Source organism: Blautia coccoides (genome assembly GCF_034355335.1).
Taxonomy (GTDB): Bacteria; Bacillota; Clostridia; order Lachnospirales; family Lachnospiraceae; genus Blautia; species Blautia producta.
In genome coordinates, this window is sequence record NZ_CP136422.1 from 3,045,285 (window position 1) to 3,063,015 (window position 17,731).

Below are 17,731 nucleotides of genomic sequence, written 5' to 3' on the forward strand. Positions count from 1 at the left end.
AGCAGCCTATGAGGAATCTGCAGAACAGGAAAGAACCGGCAGAAGAATTGAAGGAGAAGAGCAAAGAAAGACTGAGGGTGTTTGCCCTTTATCTCATACTAGCCATGGTTATTGTGCTCCTTTTCTGGATGAATGGGGAAACCGCGGCAAACAATATTGGATTTGACAATGAGAATGTATATGTACTGGATGAGGGATGGACCATGGAACGGGGGCAGGAGACGAAGCCCGTAACCCTGCCTGTGGACGACAGTGCGGCAGCAGGAGAGGCGGTATCCTACACAAAAATACTGGAAAAGCAGGATTCCTACTGCAATATGATCATGTTCCACTCCTCCCATCAGCGGATCAAGATATATCTGGATGAGGAATTGCTCTATACGTTTGGGTATGGGCAGAGTACGCCTGTCCGCGCCTCTGTGGGTAGTGCGTGGCAGTATACCCGTCTTCCCGAGGACTGGGAGGGGAAAGAACTGCGTATTGAAACCAAGGGGGTATATGATTCCTATTCTGGCAACCAGGAGACAGTGTATCTGGGAACCAAAACATCCCTTGTTTTTATGGTGGCAAAGCAGAAGCTGATCTCTCTGCTGGTGGATCTGTTTTTATTTATTATGGGGGTACTTTTGATCATAAGCAGCTTTTTTTTCAGGGCAGCCCATACGGAAGGCAGGATCCGGTATCTCGGAATCTTTGCCATTGTGACCAGCACCTGGATATTGCTGAAGTCAGGAGTGGGGCAGATTTTTACGGGAAATATATTAATGAGTATGAATATACTCTATCTGCTGTTTGGTCTGATGCCCATTCTCACCATCAGCTTTCTTCTGACCTTTGACAGCTTTTCAAAGAACAAGTTTATGAGGGGACTTTACTGGTTTACCATTGCAAGTTATTTCGCCATGCAGTTTCTGCAGCTTTCAGATGTGATGGATTATACACAGACGGTATCTCTGAACCATATAAATTTTCTGTTGATCGTGATCGGAATGGCAGGAATCTGCATCAGGAATAAGCTAAAAGGAGAAAAGATCCAGGATATTCCTGTCTTTGTGGCCTGCTTTACCTTTGCCGGGTTTGGTGCTGTGGATATTTACCGGTTTTATTTTGAAAAGACCATGCAGAGCAATGTGGGATTTACACAGGCAGGACTGATCTGCTTTGTCTGTTCTCTGGGATATTCCGTTGTCAAACAGTCCTCGGAAGAACAGACTCAGATGATCGAAAACAAGACGCTGAAAAAAATAGCCTATATGGATATCCTTACAAAGCTTCCGAATAGAACGGCGTTTGAGAATCGGATGGAGTATTACAGAACGGAGAAGCCGGATCAGGAACCTATGGTTATGATCGTAGACTTAAATGGTTTAAAAGAGATCAATGATACATATGGACATAAAGCGGGAGATCTGGCGATCATCCGCATAGCGCAGCTTTTGGACCGGCATTTCGGGCTGCCGCTTCGCACGTACCGTATCGGTGGGGATGAGTTCTGTGTATTGGCAGAAGGAGAGACGGATGAGACCTTTGAAAAGCGTGTCCAGCATTTCCTCAGAGAGGTGGAAGACGCGGACAAGGAATATGAGTTTTCCTTTTCTGCTGCCTACGGATATGTGAGAAGCAAAGAGGAAGGCATAGACAAGGCCTTCATATATGCAGATAAAAAAATGTACGCATGTAAGATGCAGATGAAGCAGGAACTGGCAAGAGAAGGATCATGGTAACTGTGAAGGTTTGGAACCGTTACGAATCATAAGAGACAGCAGGAGAGACATATGGATTATAAACAGGCATTTCACATATTGGGTACAGAGCCTTCCGGGGATGAGACAGACATCCGGCAGGCTTACAGGAAGCTTCTTACAAAAAATAACCCGGAAGACGACCCGGAAGGATTTAAACGGCTTCGCCGGGCCTATGAGACGGCACTGCAGTATGTACGCACAGAAAAGAGTGCACCGACGCAGGAGACAAAGTCAGAGACAGATGTCTGGATGGAGCAGGTGGAGGCGGTTTACCGCTCTTTTTCCAGGAGAATGGATCCTGCGTGCTGGCGGGAACTTCTTCGGGCAGATGTGTGTCAAAGTCTGGCAGATGAGGAAGAAGTAAGGGCAAAGCTCTTTGGATTTCTGTCAGGGCATTTTCGGCTTTTGCCGGATATCTGGAAGATACTGGATGAGCATTTCCTCATTGAGGAGGAGAAGGCGGACTTTGAGGAGCATCTGCCCGCCGAATTTGTCCGTTATATGCTGAGTCAGATACACGGGGAGATACATTTTCCGTATGAATATTTTGAGGGCAGGGATGACGGGGACTATGACACCTGGACTGCCACTTATTTTCAGCTCTATGAGGCTGTGGAGAAGAAGGATCCGGTCCGCGCAAAAGAGCTGTTAAGGAGTATGGAGGATCTGGAAATCCATCATCCTTTGGCGGATATGGAAAAAGCCAGGATTCTGCTGCTTGAGGAGGAAAAAGAACAGTCCTGTGAGATGGCATCTCTTCTCCTTAAAAAGTATCCGGACGAAATCAGGATCCTGATACCGGGAGGGCAGATCCTGTGGGAATGTGGGGATTTGGACAGGGCAGCGTCCTGCTATGAAAAGATTCACAGCCTTTTCCCCCAGCACTTTGTGACAAATCTGCGGCTGGGGAAATATTATGCCGGAAAAGAAGAATACAAAAAGGCAAAAGAGTTTATCACCGATGCCAGCCGTGTCAACGCCCAGGATAAAGAAATGCTGGAATGCCTAAGGGAAATCAACAGTCGTCTGATAGAGGAGTATAGAGAAAAGATAAGCCTTCAGGCAGCGGATACAGAGGATTACATTGAACTGGGATGGTGCTGTCTGCAAAATGAAGAGAGTCAGACCGGGATAGACTATCTCACCAGTATCGTGCCGGATGAGAAGAATGCGGTGGGATACCACAGTGTGATGGAACGGCTGTATTTCGCTGCCGGTATGCCGGAGAAGTCTGAGGAGGAGGGGAATGCCTGGATACAGAGTATCCGAAGAGAGGAGCCTTCTCTTTCCCGGGAGGAAAAGCAGCATGTACCGGAACGGATCGCAGCCGCTTATTATATCATGGGAAGAGCATGGATGCAGACCATGGAACAGGATGACCACGCATTGAAGCTTCTGGATACCTCCATTTCTTTTTATGACAAGAATGGGGATACCTTTCTGCAGAAAGCGCTTCTTCTGAACAGAATGAAGCGGAGCCGGGATGCGCGGGAAGCCTGTGACCGGCTTCTGGAGCTGGAACCGGGGAATTTCTGGGGATACGTGAACCGGATGGAGGCCTGTCTGGCTTTAAAGGAAGGGCAGGGGGTTATCGACGACTTTTACCGGGCTAAAAAAATATTTGTGTCCTATCCTCCCTTATACGAAATGACAGCAGAGGTCTTTGACAGTGCCGGACAGTACGAGGATGTGCTGGATATCATAAAACAGGCAGAGAATGAGAAGATATCTACGCCCAGGCTGTCTCTGTTTCGTCTGCGCGCATGCAGCAGACAGGCAAAGACTATAGGGGAAGCGGAAAAAGTTCTGGATGACGCCTCCCGGGTGCTCGCAGACCTGGAAGATACCCGAAAAAATGCTGAAATCCGGGGGGAAATCTATGCCGAGGCTGCCAGGATACAGAACAATATGGGTGACGGCAAAGCGGCACTTGCGTATATTAACAGAGCTTTGGCCCAGGACGGCAGACCCATTTTTAAATGGATGAAAGGAAACATTTTGTTCGATCTGGAAAGATTTCAGGAGGCACTGCAGGTGTTGGTCTCCTGCGAAAAAGATTTTCCTGAGGGTGATATGGTCATGTTCCGGATCGGGGAATGTTATCAGAGGGTGGGCGGGATGGAAGAGGCCGCGGAATATTTTAAAAGGACTCTGGAGATCGATCCCCAAAACCGACGGGCCAACAGCAAGCTGGCAGAGATCTACAGGGACCTCCTAGATGAGAAGGAGGATATGGATTTCTACGAGAAGGGTCTTTTTTATGCAGACAGACAGATACAGCTTCAGCCTGAGGCATATTATTATGTGGAGCGGGGGCTGCTTCATATGGCTGCTGCATGTTACGGCAGGGCTGTGCAGGACTTTGAGGAGGCATCACGTCTGGAACCTGAGAATGTGTATGCGTATAACAATGCCTGTATCTGTTTTAGAATGATGGGCGAGTATGAGAAAGCCATTGCAGCCGGAAAAAAGGCAGAGGCTGTACTGGGAGAACAGGATACGGTCCGGGTATACGGCAGCCTCGGGGACTGCTGTATGGAGAACGGACGTCTTACACAGGCAGAGGAATACTACCGTAAACACCAGAAACAGTTTCCAAACGGCCGTTCCCCGAAAGAATCCCTCACGGAGGTATATATAAGACTGGGAGATTTGAATTCGGCCTTTTACTGGATCGGACAGGCCTATGAAAAGGAAGGGGAGGTTCTCTACAGGAAAGCCCAGGTGTATTACAGAATGGGAGAGGGGGAGAAAGCCCGGCTCTGCCTTCAGGACCTTTTAAAAGACAGGGAGAGCCTGTACAGGACCAGGCTTTTGGCTGCGTATAACGCCTGCTATCTTCTCAATAAGGAGAGGGCGGCTCTTAAAATGGCCAAAAGTGTTCTGAAGGAGACAAAGACAGGTTCTGAAGAATATTTCCGGGCAGGTTTTCTGATGGCTGAAATATATATGAGAAACGGGAAACAAGCAAAAGCGAAAAAGATAGCAGAGGGACTCCTGTCTGTATGGCAGAGCCGGTATGGAGATGACAGCCTAAAAAAATGGAAGTACCGCAGAAAGCGCTTGTATGAGCTGGGACTTCTGCATCTCTTTGCAGGCAGGTCGCAGGAGGCTTTGGAGCAGGTACATTTTATGATGGAGGCCCCAAAGTGTGAGGGTATCTGCTGCGGACAACAGGGAGGAACCTGCGCGGAAGCCCTTCATCTTCTGGCTCTTATCTGTGAATGCACAGGAAAGAGACAGGAGGCGTTGGACTATTATACAAAGCTTATACAGAGCGGCTTTTTAAACATACCGGCAGATTACGGGCGCAGAAGACTACAGTGACAGAAAGGAACAGATAAGTGATCATAGGAATAGATTTGGGTACAACAAACAGTCTGGCAGCATATTTTTCGGAGGACGGGCCGAAGGTCATCCCCAACCGTCTGGGACGGCATCTGACGCCATCGGTGGTGAGCGTGGATGAAAATGATCAGGTTTACGTAGGAGAGACAGCAAAAGAACGGGGGTTTTTATATCCTCAGATGACCGCCTCTGTATTTAAGCGCCATATGGGAAGTGACAGGAAGTACCCCTTGGGTGAGAAGGAATTCACGGCCCAGGATCTGTCATCTTTTGTTCTGCGAACTTTGAAGGAGGATGCGGAGGCATATCTGGGACAGACTGTGGAGGAGGCAGTCATCAGTGTACCGGCATACTTTGACGATAAGCGCCGGAAAGCCACAAAAAGGGCCGGGGAACTGGCAGGGCTTAAAGTGGAGAGGATCATCAGTGAACCCACAGCGGCAGCCATTGCCTACGGGCTATACGAGAAGCAGAAAAATACAAAATTCCTGGTTTTTGACCTGGGCGGCGGAACCTTTGATGTGTCTGTTCTGGAACTTTTTGAGAATATTCTGGAAGTTCGGGCAGTGGCCGGGGACAATTATCTGGGCGGCGAGGATTTCACGGAGCTGTTGGTCCAGCATTATATGGACAGGATGAATCTAAAATCCGCAGAGCTTACACAGAAGACACTTGGGCAGATACGAAAACAGGCGGAGGCGTGCAAACGATCCTACAGCCAGGCGGCATGCGGCATCATGAACTGCAGGATAGACGGGGAGGAGAAGAAACTGGAGATCTCCCTGAAAGAGTATGAAAGAATGTGTGAACCGCTGCTTACAAAGATCAGGAGACCGGTACAGAGAAGTTTATCGGATGCCCATGTGAAACTTTCGGATATTGATGAGATCGTACTGGTAGGCGGGGCGACCAGACTTCCTGTCATAAGAGACTTTATCATCCGCATGTTCAAAAAATTTCCAGACACAGCTATGGATCCTGACGAGGCCGTCGCTCTGGGAGCTGCTGTCCAGGGAGCCATGAAAGAGAGGCGGGAAGCAGTTCGTGAAGTTATCCTGACAGATGTGTGTGCCTTTACTCTGGGAACAGAGGTCTCTGTGCGCTTGGAGAACGGGAAAATGGACGAGGGACATTTCTGCCCTATCATAGAGAGGAATACCGTTATTCCGGCCAGCCGTACAGAACGGTTTTACACCATGCACGACGATCAGGAGCGTGTCCGTATCTGCGTCCTGCAGGGAGAGAGCCGATATGCGGAAAATAATCTTTTGCTGGGGGAACTGAATATCCAGGTGCCCAAGAACAAAGCGGGGGAAGAAAGTATTGATGTTACCTATACGTATGATATTAACTCGATCCTGGAGGTGGAGGTATGTGTGACATCCAGCGGGCAGAGACAGCGGCAGATCATAAAGGGCCGCGAAAATGAGATGACGGACAGGGAGATCGAGGAGCGGATGAGAGAGCTGTCCTATCTGAAGATCCATCCCAGGGAGCAGGAAGAAAACAGGCTGCTGCTTTTGAGAGGAGAACGTCTCTACGAGGAGACTGTGGGAGACAACCGGCGCCGGATGGAACATGAGCTGCAGAAATTTGAAATGGTGTTAAATACCAGAGACCGGGGTAAAATAGAAGAAGCGGCAAAACATCTTTCCCAGGTAATGGAAGAGGTAGAAGAGGACAATCTATAATAACCCGGAGGTATGAAAATGGGAGAAAAATTATATGTAAACGGTACAATCCTGACAATGGAAAAGCAGATGTATGCCGAAGCGGTGCTTGTCAGAGAGGGCAGGATCGCAGCGGTCGGAAGAAAAGAGGCAGTGGAGGCCTTTGCTTCCCGGAATGCGGAGAGAGTGGATCTAGAGGGGCGGACCATGATGCCTTCCTTTTTAGATGCTCACAGTCATTTTATGGCCTGTGCCAGCGGAGAGCTGCAGATTTCCCTGGACGGCGCCAAAAGCTTCAGGGAGATAGCAGACCGGGTGAGGAAATATATAGGCAGCAGACATGTAAAAAAAGGAGTATGGCTGACAGGAAAAGGATATGACCATAATTTCCTGGAGGAGAAAGCTCATCCCGACAGGCATCTGCTGGATGAGGCCGCGCCTGACAACCCTCTGGTCATACAGCATCAGTCCGGTCATATGGGCGTCTTTAACACAGAGGCTCTGATTCGTCTGGGCATACCCATGGACAGGAACGGAACGGTTCCGAATATATCAGGTGGAAAGATCGCGGTGCGGGATCATATCCCTACGGGCTACATGGAAGAGAATGCGTTTGCGGCGTTTCAAAAGAAGATTCCGCTGCCATCTCCGGAAGAATTTCTGGGTGCTGTAAAAAAAGCCCAGGAGAAATACGCGTCCCATGGGATCACTCTGGTCCAGGAGGGAATGGTGGTAGATGAAATGCTCCCTCTCTATCAGGGAATCCTGGAGGCGGGAATTCTGAAGCTGGATGTGGTGGGATATCTGGACATGGCAGGTGCCGGAAGATTTTCGGCTGCTATGAAGAGACACAGGGAAGGCTTTTACCGGCATTTTAAAATCGGAGGATACAAAATCTTTCTGGACGGTTCGCCTCAGGGGAGGACTGCCTGGATGAGAGAACCCTACACCTTTGGACCGGAAGGGGAGGGATACCGGGGGTATCCGACGCACTCAGATGAGGAGGTCTGCGCATTTGTGCGGCGTGCTATGGAAGAGCGCATGCAGCTTCTGGCCCACTGCAACGGGGATGCGGCCTGCGGGCAGTATATCGGAGCTTTTAGGAAAGCCGTTTCCATGGGAGACGGCGTGCTTCCCGCAGATATCCGCCCGGTAATGATACACGCCCAGCTTCTGGGCCTTGACCAGATACCAAAAGTCAAAGCCATGGGAATGATCCCCTCCTTCTTTGCAGGTCATGTATACCACTGGGGAGATATCCACGCAGACAATTTCGGCATGGAGCGGGCGTCCCATATAAGCCCGGCGGCTTCCGCTCTGAAGGAAGGCATTGTCTACACATTTCACCAGGATTCCCCTGTGACAGAGCCGGATATGTTAGAGACCGTGTGGTGTGCGGTAAACCGGTATACAAAGAGCGGAAAAATACTTGGCAGTAAGGAGCGCATATCTGCAGCGGATGCCCTTAAGGCAGTCACTCTGCATACGGCATACCAGTATTTTGAGGAGCGGGAGAGAGGCAGCATTGCCCCGGGGAAGAGAGCTGATCTTGTGATCCTGTCAGAGAATCCCCTTGAGAAAGAAAAGATGCAGATAAGAGACATCAGGGTACTGTCCACCATAAAAGACGGTGAGGTCATTTACCGCAGGGACAGCCTTTGACACAGACAGGAGAGTCCGGTACAAACATACCGGACTCTCCTGTTTTTAGTCATCTGCCAGTCTTATCCCTGTGATATCAGGTTCTATGATCAGGGAGTAGTTTGTGTAATATACCACAAAGCCGGGCTTGGAGCCATTGGGCTTTTTCACATGTTTTTTCTGGATATAGTCAATCTCCACTTTGGGTGCAGTGCGTCCGCTGGAATAATATCCTGCCAGGCGGCCGGCCTCCTCAAAGGTGCGGTCAGGCAGCTCTTCATTGTTGGATTTTACGATCACGTGGGAACCTGCCATTTTTTTAGCGTGGAACCACCAGTCATTGCCTGTGGCAAATTTGAAGGTCAGCTCCTCATTCTGGTAATTGTTCTTTCCCACATATATGTGGTAACCGTCACTGGAGATATAATGCAGGGGTTTTGCCTTGGACTGCATTTTCTTTTTACCCCCGGTGTAGTGCTTTTTAATATATCCGTATTCGGTCAGCTCTTCTTTGATCTGGGAGAGATCACTTTCCTGCTGAGCAATATCCAAAGCGGCCTGAATGGATTCCAGATGGCGGATCTCGCTTTCCGTATCCTCCAGTTGTTCTTTTAAGGCCTGGGCGGTACGTTTCAGCTTGTTGTACCTGTCAAAGTATTTTTTGGAGTTCTCCTGCGGTGTCATGGTGGGGTCAAGAGGGATGGTGATCTCCTCATTGGTATAGTAGTTCAGCGCCCGGAAGGATTTACAGCCATCCTCTAGATTATATCCATAGGTGTTGATCAGCTCCCCGTAGACTTTGTATTTGTCCATTTTTTTTGTGTCCTGCATCTGCTTTGTCTGCAGGTCAAACTTTTTCCAGTTGCGGTCCAGGGCTGTCTGGACGATCTTGCGCAGATCAGCGGATTTCTGGCGCATGCGGGTGATGATATTTTTCTGGGCATAATACTGTTCCAGTACCTGGGATATGGAATCATATTCTTTAACTGCAAAATCTGTGTACTGGGTGAGAGGAACCGCTCCGAATTCTACGGGTTCCCCGGATTCACTGTATACAATATTAGGTGTGAAGTGTCCTTTTCGGATATCTTCCATAAAGCCCGCAAATGCCCGGTAGACCCGTTCTTTTTCCTGATCGGACAATTCTTCAGTGGGACTGCTCCCGTGAACCAGTGCCCGGGTGCAGATCTCCTCAGCGGCGATGGGACTCAGCCCTGTAAGCGAACTATAGATGGCTTTTGCTGTGCCTACCGGTTTTTGGTATACCGTCCGGTAAAATTCTTCCTCTGTGATGGTCAGAGGATCTTTTTTGTCCTGGGTCTGCGGAATAAAATAATCTCTTCCGGGAAGAACCTCCCTGACAGAACTCATATTCAGGGACACGTGCTTGATGCTGTCCAGGATCATGCGCTCCTCATTGAGGAAAATAATATTGCTGTGCTTGCCCATGATCTCTACCACCAGGGTTTTAAAGCACAGATCGCCCAGTTCATTTAAATGTTCGATCTTGATCTCAATGACACGCTCCAGCCCCGGCTGGGTCACTGCGGTGATCTTGCCGCTTCCCACATGCTTGCGCAGCAGCATACAGAAATTAGGAGCGGTGAGGGGACTCACTTTGTTTTTATCTGTAAAATAGATCAAGGGCAGGGAAGCGCTGGCCGATATGAGAAGCCTGTACTGTGTCCTGTTGTTTTTTATAGTGAGGATCAGCTCGTCCGCCTCTGGCTGTGCGATCTTGTTGATCTTGCCGCCCACAATGGTATCATTTAATTCTTTGACTATATTTGCAATGGTAACTCCGTCAAATGCCATATAAATTCTCCTTCCGATTCCGTTATCACGATTATATACGAAATAGAAACACAAAGCAAATGAAAAAAAGATTTGACTGGTAATTGTGATTGCTTTATAATAACCATGTATGTTTATGTCACTATTCATGAAGTTGTCAGGGACAGCATCTGTGGATGGTAACATTTTTGTCCGTAACTGTGAGGATACCGGACAGTTACACATTATTATGCTATGTGCAAATAAACAGCAGAAAAGAGAAAGACATGATCAAGAGCATGACAGGCTTTGGAAGAGCCGAGGTGATTGACGAAGAAAAGAAAGTTACGGTTGAGATGAAATCCGTAAACCACCGCTATTTGGATATCAATATGCGCATGCCCAAGAAGCTGAGCAGTTTTGAGGCTTCCATACGTGCCGTATTGAAAGAATACCTCCAGCGCGGCAAGGTAGATCTCTTCATCGCCTATGAGGACTACACCCAGTCCCGTGTTTCCGTGAAATACAACAGGGAGATCGCAGGACAGTATTTAGAATACTTACAGCAGATGAGTGAAGAATTTCATCTGGAAAATGACATAAGAGCGTCCAGGCTTCTGGGATGTCCGGAGGTGTTCACCATGGAAGAACAGACTGTGGATGAGAAAGAACTCTGGAGTTCTCTGGAGGAAGTGTTAAGAGAAGCAGCCCGTCAGTTTGTGGATACCAGGATCAAAGAGGGCGGCCATCTGAAGAACGATATTCTGGAAAAGCTGGACGGCATGTACAAAAAAGTAGAACAGGTGGAGGAGCGTTCCCCTGAGATTCTCCGTGAATACAGGGAAAAGCTGGAGAATAAAGTGGCTGAACTTCTTCAGGATGCACAGATCGAGGAGAGCCGCATTGCCGCGGAAGTGATCCTTTTTGCAGATAAAATGTGCACGGACGAGGAGACCGTACGCCTGAAAAGCCACATCTCCCATATGAGAGATGTGTTGGAGCAGGAGGAGGGCATTGGCAGAAAGCTTGATTTTATCGCTCAGGAGATGAACCGCGAGGCCAATACCATTTTATCCAAGGCCAATGACCTGGAGACCTCCAATCTTGCCATTGACCTGAAGACAGAGATAGAGAAGATCCGCGAACAGATTCAGAACATTGAATAAAGGCAGGAAGAATATGTCTAAATTGATCAATATTGGTTTCGGCAATGTAGTGAACACAGATAAAGTTGTGGCAGTTGTCAGCCCGGACGCCGCGCCCATCAAGCGCATGGTACAGTCTGCAAAGGAGTCCGGCAGATGCATTGATGCCACCCAGGGCCGAAAGACAAAGGCAGTGCTCATCACCAACAGTGATATGCTGATCTTATCCGCGCTGCAGCCGGAAACCATTGCAAAGCGTTTTGGCACGTTTTACGAAAATGATTTAAAAGGGGAACAGGATGGATAACAGAGGAATTTTAACCGTAGTCTCCGGATTTTCCGGTGCGGGAAAAGGGACGCTGATGAAGCGTCTTCTGGAGAAATATGATAATTACTCTCTTTCCATTTCCGCAACCACCAGGGCACCGCGGGATGGAGAAGAACATGGAAGAGAATACTTTTTCCATTCAAAAGAGGAGTTTGAGGAGCTGATCTCCCAGGATGCGTTGATTGAATATGCTCAGTATGTGGAAAACTATTACGGTACACCAAAGGCATATGTTGAGAAGCAGCTGGAAGCGGGCAGGGATGTGATCCTGGAAATCGAGATCCAGGGTGCTCTTAAGGTAAAAGAAAAAATGCCGGATACCCTCTTGATGTTTGTAACACCGCCTACGGCGGCGGAGCTGAAACGCCGTCTGACAGACAGAGGAACGGAGACACCGGAGGTTATAGAATCCAGGCTTCGCAGAGCCTCTGAGGAGGCAGAGGGGATGCCCCTTTATGATTATGTGCTCATCAATGACGATTTGGAAGAATGCGTTGACAGACTGCACGGTATTATTCAGAGCCAGCACAACACTGTGAAAAACAGTGCGCCTTTTATAGAAAAAATAACAAGTGAAGTAGCAGTATTTGCGAAAGGAGAATGAGATATGATACATCCGTCTTACACAGAATTAATGGACGCAATCAACGAGGAGGGCAATATAGAGGACGAACCTTTAGTGACCAGCCGTTACTCTGTAGTGCTTGCCACCAGCAAGAGGGCCAGACAGCTCATTGCAGGCCGTGAGGCTATGGTTCACTCTTCAGGAAAGAAGCCTCTGTCCACAGCAGTGGAAGAAATCTATCAGGGCAAAGTGCGAATTCTGCCTGAAGACTTCCAGGAGGAAGAGGAGACAACAGAAAACTAAAAATGTTTACAGGGACTGCCGCCAGATGCGGGCAGTCCCTTCTACCATTACTGACAAGGAGTATACATGAGGAAAGTTTTATTTATATCTCTTGGATGTGACAAGAATCTGGCAGATTCTGAGGAAATGCTGGGTATGCTTGTGGAGCACGGCTATACCATCGTAAATGATGAGACAGAAGCTGATGTGGCTGTTGTCAACACCTGCGCCTTCATCCATGACGCCAAAGAGGAGAGCATTTCCAACATTCTGGAGATGGCAAAGTATAAGGAGACAGGTTCTTTGAAGGTGCTGCTGGTGACAGGATGTCTGGCACAGCGGTACAAGGAGGAGATCATTGAGGAGATCCCGGAGGTGGATGCCGTTCTGGGAACCACCAGCTTTGACGATATTATCGAAGCCCTTGATAAAGCTTTTGGAGGAGAAAAATATCTGGAGTTCAAGGACACCTCCTATCTGCCGGAGGTAGAGACAAAGAGAATGATCACTACAGGCGGTTACTATGAATATCTGAAGATCGCGGAGGGCTGTGATAAGCACTGTACCTACTGTATCATTCCAAAGCTCAGAGGCAGGTACCGCAGCGTAGCCATGGAAAAGCTGGTGGAACAGGCCCGCTACATGGCAGAGCAGGGTGTGAAGGAGCTGATCATTGTGGCGCAGGAGACTACTATATACGGCTGTGACCTGTACGGGGAGAAATCCCTGCACAAGCTCTTAAAAGAGCTGTGCCGCATCCCCGGTATTGCCTGGATCCGTGTTTTGTATTGTTATCCGGAAGAAATCTATCCGGAACTGATCCAGGTGATGAAAGAGGAGCCGAAGATCTGTCACTACCTGGATCTGCCCATACAGCACTGCAATGACAGGATCCTGAAACGGATGGGAAGACGCACCACCAGACAGGAGCTTGTGGACATTATCTGCTCACTCCGCAGAGAAATCCCTGACATTGTACTGCGTACGACCCTGATCACCGGATTCCCGGGTGAGACGCAGGAGGAGCATGAAGAACTGATGAACTTTATCGACGAGATGGAGTTTGACAGGCTCGGCGTCTTTACCTATTCTCCTGAGGAGGATACCCCTGCCGCTGTCATGCCGGATCAGATAGATGAGGAAGTGAAGAAGGAGCGCCAGGCAGAGCTTATGGAGCTTCAGCAGGAGATTTCCCTGGATAAGGGCCAGGAGAAGATCCACTCGGAAGTGCTCGTCATGATCGAAGGGAAAGTTGCGGATGAGAATGCCTATGTGGGACGCACATACGGAGATGCGCCGGGTGTGGACGGATATATTTTTGTGAATACGGACAGGGAACTTATCTCAGGAGATTTATGCATGGTGCATATAACCGGCGCTCTGGAATATGATTTGATAGGAGAGTTAAAAGATGAATACACCGAATAAACTGACGATCGCAAGAATCGTTATGATTCCGTTCTTTGTGGCTTTTTTAATGTATGATATTGCGGGCAGTGCCGGTAAGTGGATCGCTCTGGCTGTCTTTATCATTGCCAGCCTGACAGATACCCTGGATGGATATCTGGCCAGGAGAGATAACCTGGTGACAAATTTCGGTAAGTTTATGGACCCGCTGGCAGACAAGCTGTTAGTCTGCTCCGCACTGATCTGCTTTACCGGTTTAGGCGAACTTCCGGCATGGATCACCATTATTATTATCGCCCGTGAGTTTATCATCAGCGGTTTCCGCCTGGTGGCTGCGGACAACGGTATCGTCATCGCCGCCAGCTACTGGGGCAAATTCAAGACCGTATCACAGATGATAATGATCATTCTGATGATCATGGACATCCAGAATCAGGCATTCCAGATCCTGATCCAGATTTTTGTGGTAATTGCAGTTGCACTTACCCTGATTTCTCTTGTGGATTACATTGCCAAGAATAAAAGTGTATTGAGCATGCAGGACTAAAGAAAGAGAAAGTATGGCTATGCTGCCTGGGAAGGAGAGAAACTTATGACAGCGGAATTGATATGTGTGGGAACAGAGTTGCTTCTGGGCAATATTGTGAATACAAACGGGGCCTATCTGGCGAAGAAATGTGCCGCCCTTGGGCTTTCCATGTATCATCAGAGTATTGTAGGTGACAATGACAAACGTTTGGAGGAGACCATTCGTACAGCGGTAAAACGCTCAGATGTGGTGATACTCTGCGGCGGCCTTGGACCTACCAAGGATGATCTGACAAAAGAAGCGGCCGCAAAAGTTATGGGAAGAGAGCTGAAAGAGGATGAGCATACCAGAGAGCGGATCCAGGCCTATATGGATAACTATGTAAAGAGCCATCCGGGCACTAAGATCACAGACAACAACTGGAAACAGGCACTTTTGCCCGAGGGTGCCGTTGCTGTGGACAATGAAAACGGAACTGCTCCCGGAATCATAATGGAGGAGAACAAAACCATTATGATCCTGCTTCCCGGCCCGCCAAATGAACTGATTCCTATGTTTGAAGAGAAGATATATCCCTATCTCAGGAAAAAACAGCCGGAGGTCATAGCCTCTGAGATGGTGAAGGTGTGCGGCATCGGAGAGAGCCAGGTGGAGACTGACATTTCCGATCTGATTGAAAAGCAGTCCAACCCTACGATTGCCACTTATGCAAAGACCGGGGAAGTTCACCTGCGTGTAACTGCCAAGGCAGAGAACGAAAAGGCAGCCAGAAAGCTGATCAAGCCCTATGTGCGTGAACTGAAGGTACGTTTCGGGGCCAATATCTATACAACAGATGAGGACAAATCTTTGGAGAGCGCTGTGGTAGACCTGCTCAGAAATCAGGATATCTCCCTTACTACAGTGGAGTCCTGTACAGGAGGTGCTCTGTCAGCCAGGATCGTGGATGTTCCCGGTGCTTCTGATGTGTTGAAGCAGGGATTCGTCACATATACCAACCGTGCCAAGAGAAAATACGTCATGGTAAAGAAGAGTACCCTGAAAGAATACGGAGCCGTCAGTGAGAAATGTGCAAAGGAAATGGCAAAAGGCGGATGCTTTGTCACAGGTTCCGACGCTGCCATTTCGATCACAGGGTTTGCCGGACCGGACGGTGGTACGGAACAGGCCCCTGTGGGCACTGTATTTATCGGGTGCTGCTTAAAGGGAAAAACGGCAGTGCGGGAATTCCACTTTGGCGGAGACCGCAGCAAGATCAGGGAACAGGCAGTAACCTATGCGCTGATCCTGTTAAGAGAATGTATTTTGGAGAATTTTGAGCGCCGCAATGAGGAAAACACAAAATAATGTCATACAAATAATGTCATACAGACAGCCGCCCGGTATTCTATGCCGGACGGCTGTCTGCTGTCTAATGCATCATTTTGACGATCTGCATCATACGGTTGATGCGGGCCACCTCCTCCGGTGACTTTCCCATTTTCAGCACTTCGATTATGGTGTCCATCTCCTGACGCGAAAAATCAAGTCCCCCGGATTGACTTTTGTTCTGAGAGACTGCTGACATGAGAAAGGGCAGCAGTTCATTCATGCCCTTTTGGCTTCCCTGGCTGGCTATATTGTTGAGCATTTTCAGCTTTTCAGGGTCCATGCCTTTCAAATTGGGGTTATTCATCCAGTTCTCCTGAGGATTTCCCTGCTGCTGTGTATCCTGCCGGGGTCCGCTTTGATAGGAACCGGTCCCCTGCTGAGCATTATTCTGATAAGGGCCGGCTCCTTGCTGGGGGGTGTTCTGATAGGGTCCCGGTCCCTGCTGAGGGCCGTTCTGATAAGTTCCTGAGCCCTGCTGCGAGTTATTCTGATATGGTCCTGGTCCTTGCTGAGAGTTGTTCTGAAAAGTTCCCGGTCCCTGCTGCGAGTTGTTCTGAAAAGTTCCCGGTCCCTGCTGAGGGCTGTTCTGAAAAGTTCCCGGTCCTTGCTGAGGTCTGTTCTGAAAAGTCCCTGGTCCCTGCTGCGAGTTATTCTGAAAAGTCCCTGGTCCCTGCTGAGAGTTGTTCTGATAATTCCCTGGTCCCTGCTGAGTGTTATTTTGATAAGTCCCGGCTCTCTGTTGCGTATTATTCTGATAAGGCTGGGATTCCGTCTGTGAACCGGGCTGCGGTCCGGCGTGATATGGCTGCTGAACCCCCTGGGGATATCTGGGACCGCCTGCACGCGTTTTCGCCTGCTCGTCTGTTCCCGGCTTTCCGGCAGAATTTTTGAAGTTCTGCCTGTAATTCTGATTATTCATACTTACCTCCGTTTTTACTGTTTTGGCACATCCTGGGACAGCTCAAAGAGCTGCAGCATGGCCATGGTGTTGATGAGAGTCTCAATTCGCTCCTTGGCAGGCCCGCGGCATACTTTGCTGCAGGCAGACAGCATTTCAAGAGGATCTGCAGTAAACTGTTCCTGGGCATGCATCTGCATATCTGCCTGCGGCCGTGAGAAGAGACGTATGGTATTGGATAATTCCAGAAATTTGGCATATACGGATATGAATCTCTGACCCTGCGCCGGAAGATAAGGCATGGCTGCTTTCAGAATTTCCACCTGATCCTCCGATATCATTTCGTCCAGTATATTATGTTCTTCCATTCTGGCTCCTTCCAAAACTTCCGCTTTCTAAACCATATGTTTCCTCTGTACAGGATATGACGAAAAAGCGGTTCTGCCATAGTATAATAAGGAAAGGGGTGTATAAAAATGGAACAGCATGAAATTAAACTGGTGGAAGAAGACAACACCATTTATGAGATAGATATGGACTGTGTCAGGAGAAAACAACTGGCAGCAAAAAGGGCAATGGAGGCAGATGAGAAGAGAAGGCTGGCATTTGAAAAGAACAGGACAAAAGAGAACTAGAAAATATGGTAAAGAGCAATAAAAAGCAATAAAAAGCCGGGGCTTATCACCCCGGCTCTTTTAGATGAGGCTGCCAAAAGGCAGCCTCTCTTCCGTTTATTCATTTTCTGTTGATTAGCAGAATCCGTGTCCGCCGCATCCGCAGAGGAGCAGCAGGATAATGATAATGCAGCTGCAGTCGCCGCCGAATCCACCGCCGCATCCACAGTCATTTCCACAGCCGCCGCAGCCGCCGTTTCCATTTCCACCACAGCAAAGAAGAAGAAGAATCCAGATAATACAGCTGCAGTCGCCGCCGAATCCACGGGAAACTCCACATCCTCCTCCACAGTTATCCTCGCATCCACAACCACAGTTTGTAGCAGCTAAATCACTCATTTTGTATCCTCCAAAG

General features: G+C 48.7%; 16 protein-coding genes. 12 read left to right on the forward strand and 4 right to left on the reverse strand.

Annotation, left to right across the window (positions count from 1 at the left end):
• Positions 1–8 precede the first annotated feature (8 nt).
• The 4 genes from BLCOC_RS13505 to BLCOC_RS13520 are packed head-to-tail and all read left to right on the forward strand — an operon-like array spanning position 9 to position 8,425.
• Positions 9–1,724: a GGDEF domain-containing protein gene (locus tag BLCOC_RS13505; RefSeq protein ID WP_115622471.1), complete on the forward strand. Its 1,716-nt coding sequence runs from the start codon at positions 9–11 to the stop codon at positions 1,722–1,724.
• A 51-nt stretch (positions 1,725–1,775) separates the two neighbouring features.
• Positions 1,776–5,072, forward strand: a complete 3,297-nt coding sequence (locus BLCOC_RS13510) for a J domain-containing protein (protein WP_115622472.1) — start codon at positions 1,776–1,778, stop codon at positions 5,070–5,072.
• A gap of 17 nt (positions 5,073–5,089) precedes the next feature.
• Positions 5,090–6,784 (forward strand): molecular chaperone HscC, encoded by a 1,695-nt coding sequence (locus BLCOC_RS13515; RefSeq protein WP_115622473.1) that lies wholly within the window; start codon positions 5,090–5,092, stop codon positions 6,782–6,784.
• 18 nt (positions 6,785–6,802) lie between these two features.
• The gene (locus tag BLCOC_RS13520) at positions 6,803–8,425 is read left to right on the forward strand and encodes an amidohydrolase (RefSeq protein ID WP_115622474.1); all 1,623 of its coding nucleotides are present in this window, start codon (positions 6,803–6,805) and stop codon (positions 8,423–8,425) included.
• Positions 8,426–8,470: 45 nt separating this feature from the next.
• Here the strand turns inward: BLCOC_RS13520 and BLCOC_RS13525 are convergent, their stop codons facing one another.
• Positions 8,471–10,219, reverse strand: coding sequence for an Rqc2 family fibronectin-binding protein (locus BLCOC_RS13525; RefSeq protein ID WP_018594030.1), 1,749 nt, complete (start codon positions 10,217–10,219; stop codon positions 8,471–8,473).
• A gap of 245 nt (positions 10,220–10,464) precedes the next feature.
• On the opposite strand from BLCOC_RS13525, the gene BLCOC_RS13530 reads away from it, so the two are divergent.
• From BLCOC_RS13530 to BLCOC_RS13560, 7 genes are all read left to right on the forward strand, one after another.
• Positions 10,465–11,343 (forward strand): YicC/YloC family endoribonuclease, encoded by an 879-nt coding sequence (locus BLCOC_RS13530; protein ID WP_115622475.1) that lies wholly within the window; start codon positions 10,465–10,467, stop codon positions 11,341–11,343.
• Positions 11,344–11,356: 13 nt separating this feature from the next.
• Positions 11,357–11,629 carry a DUF370 domain-containing protein gene (locus BLCOC_RS13535; RefSeq protein ID WP_018594028.1) on the forward strand — a complete coding sequence of 91 codons (273 nt, stop codon included), beginning with the start codon at positions 11,357–11,359 and terminating at the stop codon, positions 11,627–11,629.
• Positions 11,622–12,254, forward strand: coding sequence for a guanylate kinase (gene gmk / locus BLCOC_RS13540; RefSeq protein ID WP_018594027.1), 633 nt, complete (start codon positions 11,622–11,624; stop codon positions 12,252–12,254). The genes BLCOC_RS13535 and gmk overlap by 8 nt, the downstream gene beginning before the upstream one ends.
• Positions 12,255–12,257: 3 nt before the next feature.
• Positions 12,258–12,518, forward strand: a complete 261-nt coding sequence (gene rpoZ / locus BLCOC_RS13545; RefSeq protein ID WP_018594026.1) for a DNA-directed RNA polymerase subunit omega — start codon at positions 12,258–12,260, stop codon at positions 12,516–12,518.
• Between the two features lie 66 nt (positions 12,519–12,584).
• Positions 12,585–13,925: a 30S ribosomal protein S12 methylthiotransferase RimO gene (gene rimO / locus BLCOC_RS13550; RefSeq protein WP_115622476.1), complete on the forward strand. Its 1,341-nt coding sequence runs from the start codon at positions 12,585–12,587 to the stop codon at positions 13,923–13,925.
• Positions 13,909–14,451 carry a CDP-diacylglycerol--glycerol-3-phosphate 3-phosphatidyltransferase gene (gene pgsA / locus BLCOC_RS13555; protein WP_018594024.1) on the forward strand — a complete coding sequence of 181 codons (543 nt, stop codon included), beginning with the start codon at positions 13,909–13,911 and terminating at the stop codon, positions 14,449–14,451. The genes rimO and pgsA overlap by 17 nt, the downstream gene beginning before the upstream one ends.
• Positions 14,452–14,496: 45 nt before the next feature.
• Positions 14,497–15,780, forward strand: coding sequence for a competence/damage-inducible protein A (locus BLCOC_RS13560; protein WP_115622477.1), 1,284 nt, complete (start codon positions 14,497–14,499; stop codon positions 15,778–15,780).
• Positions 15,781–15,844: 64 nt separating this feature from the next.
• Here BLCOC_RS13560 and BLCOC_RS13565 read toward each other — a convergent pair whose 3' ends face one another.
• Complete coding sequence (locus BLCOC_RS13565) at positions 15,845–16,723, reverse strand: hypothetical protein (protein WP_242998951.1); 879 nt, start codon at positions 16,721–16,723, stop codon at positions 15,845–15,847.
• A 14-nt stretch (positions 16,724–16,737) separates the two neighbouring features.
• Positions 16,738–17,070, reverse strand: coding sequence for a hypothetical protein (locus BLCOC_RS13570; protein ID WP_018594021.1), 333 nt, complete (start codon positions 17,068–17,070; stop codon positions 16,738–16,740).
• A 108-nt stretch (positions 17,071–17,178) separates the two neighbouring features.
• On the opposite strand from BLCOC_RS13570, the gene BLCOC_RS13575 reads away from it, so the two are divergent.
• Complete coding sequence (locus BLCOC_RS13575) at positions 17,179–17,337, forward strand: hypothetical protein (protein WP_018594020.1); 159 nt, start codon at positions 17,179–17,181, stop codon at positions 17,335–17,337.
• A gap of 114 nt (positions 17,338–17,451) precedes the next feature.
• Here BLCOC_RS13575 and BLCOC_RS13580 read toward each other — a convergent pair whose 3' ends face one another.
• Complete coding sequence (locus BLCOC_RS13580) at positions 17,452–17,715, reverse strand: chorion class high-cysteine HCB protein 13 (protein WP_115622479.1); 264 nt, start codon at positions 17,713–17,715, stop codon at positions 17,452–17,454.
• Positions 17,716–17,731: the final 16 nt, after the last annotated feature.

Excerpts from the sequence above, each read along its gene's own strand:
- BLCOC_RS13505 (WP_115622471.1), top strand. The coding sequence starts at position 9 with ATGAGGAATCTGCAGAACAGGAAAGAACCGGCAGAAGAATTGAAGGAG.
- BLCOC_RS13510 (WP_115622472.1), top strand. The coding sequence starts at position 1,776 with ATGGATTATAAACAGGCATTTCACATATTGGGTACAGAGCCTTCCGGG.
- BLCOC_RS13520 (WP_115622474.1), top strand. The coding sequence starts at position 6,803 with ATGGGAGAAAAATTATATGTAAACGGTACAATCCTGACAATGGAAAAG.
- BLCOC_RS13525 (WP_018594030.1), bottom strand. The coding sequence starts at position 10,219 with ATGGCATTTGACGGAGTTACCATTGCAAATATAGTCAAAGAATTAAAT.
- BLCOC_RS13530 (WP_115622475.1), top strand. The coding sequence starts at position 10,465 with ATGATCAAGAGCATGACAGGCTTTGGAAGAGCCGAGGTGATTGACGAA.
- BLCOC_RS13535 (WP_018594028.1), top strand. The coding sequence starts at position 11,357 with ATGTCTAAATTGATCAATATTGGTTTCGGCAATGTAGTGAACACAGAT.
- gmk (WP_018594027.1), top strand. The coding sequence starts at position 11,622 with ATGGATAACAGAGGAATTTTAACCGTAGTCTCCGGATTTTCCGGTGCG.
- rpoZ (WP_018594026.1), top strand. The coding sequence starts at position 12,258 with ATGATACATCCGTCTTACACAGAATTAATGGACGCAATCAACGAGGAG.
- rimO (WP_115622476.1), top strand. The coding sequence starts at position 12,585 with ATGAGGAAAGTTTTATTTATATCTCTTGGATGTGACAAGAATCTGGCA.
- pgsA (WP_018594024.1), top strand. The coding sequence starts at position 13,909 with ATGAATACACCGAATAAACTGACGATCGCAAGAATCGTTATGATTCCG.
- BLCOC_RS13560 (WP_115622477.1), top strand. The coding sequence starts at position 14,497 with ATGACAGCGGAATTGATATGTGTGGGAACAGAGTTGCTTCTGGGCAAT.
- BLCOC_RS13565 (WP_242998951.1), bottom strand. The coding sequence starts at position 16,723 with ATGAATAATCAGAATTACAGGCAGAACTTCAAAAATTCTGCCGGAAAG.
- BLCOC_RS13570 (WP_018594021.1), bottom strand. The coding sequence starts at position 17,070 with ATGGAAGAACATAATATACTGGACGAAATGATATCGGAGGATCAGGTG.
- BLCOC_RS13575 (WP_018594020.1), top strand. The coding sequence starts at position 17,179 with ATGGAACAGCATGAAATTAAACTGGTGGAAGAAGACAACACCATTTAT.
- BLCOC_RS13580 (WP_115622479.1), bottom strand. The coding sequence starts at position 17,715 with ATGAGTGATTTAGCTGCTACAAACTGTGGTTGTGGATGCGAGGATAAC.